Below are 1192 nucleotides of genomic sequence, written 5' to 3' on the forward strand. Positions count from 1 at the left end.
GGGCTGACCCCGTTTCGTAGGTCCAGTCGTTATGAGAGTCGTCCTGTTGCCCGCGGTCGCGGGCAGGGAGACTGGTCAGATCATGACGAACAGCAGGAAGCGTCACACCCCCGAGCAGGTCGTCCGTAAGCTCGGGCAGGCCGACAGGATGCTCGCCGATGGTCAGGACGTCGCGGCGGTGTGCCGGGAGCTCGGGGTGTCCGAGCAGACGTACTACCGGTGGCGGAACCAGTACGGCGGCCTCAAGGCCGACGACGCAAAGCGCCTGAAGGAGCTGGAGAAGCAGAACGCGACCCTGAAGCGTCTGCTCGCGGAAGCGGAGCTGGAGAAGGCCGCGCTCAAGGAGCTGGCTGAGGGAAACTTCTAAGCCCGGACAGGCGCCGCGCCGCCGTCGATCACCTCAAGCGCAAGTTGCGGGTGAGCGAACGGATGGCGTGCCGTCTGGTCGGGCTGAGCCGCTCCGCGTACCGGCGACCGCTCAAGGGCGACACGGTCGCGGACCCGGATCGGGCGCTCAGGGAGTGGCTGCGCGCCTGGGCGAAGGACCATCCCCGCTACGGGTATCGGCGGGCGTATCACGACGCCCGCGCCGAGGGGTGGGTGGTGAACCACAAGAAGATCCAACGCCTGTGGCGTGACGAAGGGCTCCGGGTCCCGCAGCGGCGTCGACGCAAGCGCGTCGGGTCCTCGACCGTCGACGCGCCGACGGCGGACGCGCCGAACGTGGTGTGGGCGGTGGACTTCCAGTTCGACGCCGACGAGCACGGACGACCGATCAAGATCTGCTCGATCGTCGACGAACACACCCGGGAGTGCATCGGCGGGCTCGTGGAGCGCTCGATTACCGCCGACCGACTCACCGCCCACCTCGAGGACCTCGTCGCCGCCCGGGGCGCCCCGGCGGTGCTCAGGTCGGACAACGGGCCGGAGTTCATCAGCGAGGCGATGGCCGACTGGGCCGGCACCCGCACCGGCCTGTCCTACATCCCTCCGGGCTCGCCGTGGCGCAACGGGTACGTCGAGTCGTTCAACAGCCGGATCCGCGACGAGTGCCTCAACATCAACAGCTTCTACTCGCTGCTGCACGCACAGGTCATCATCGGCGACTGGAAGGACGAGTACAACCACCACCGCCGGCACTCCTCGCTCGGCTACCTAACCCCAGCCGAGTACGCTCGGCAGTGCACCCATC

Annotated in this window: 1 protein-coding gene; it reads left to right on the top strand. The window is 68.1% G+C overall.

Features of this window, described 5'->3' with window-relative positions:
• Positions 1-82 precede the first annotated feature (82 nt).
• Positions 83-1192 (top strand): IS3 family transposase gene (locus NR072_RS01140; RefSeq protein WP_095354208.1). Its coding sequence is split into 2 segments (ribosomal slippage), with 1111 coding nucleotides annotated over them: positions 83-353 and positions 353-1192; the frame shifts between segments, so codons are not numbered across the junction. This gene is flagged as partial in the annotation.

The sequence above is a fragment of the Micrococcus sp. Mcc89 genome, assembly GCF_024519795.1.
GTDB classification, from domain to species: domain Bacteria; phylum Actinomycetota; class Actinomycetes; order Actinomycetales; family Micrococcaceae; genus Micrococcus; species Micrococcus luteus.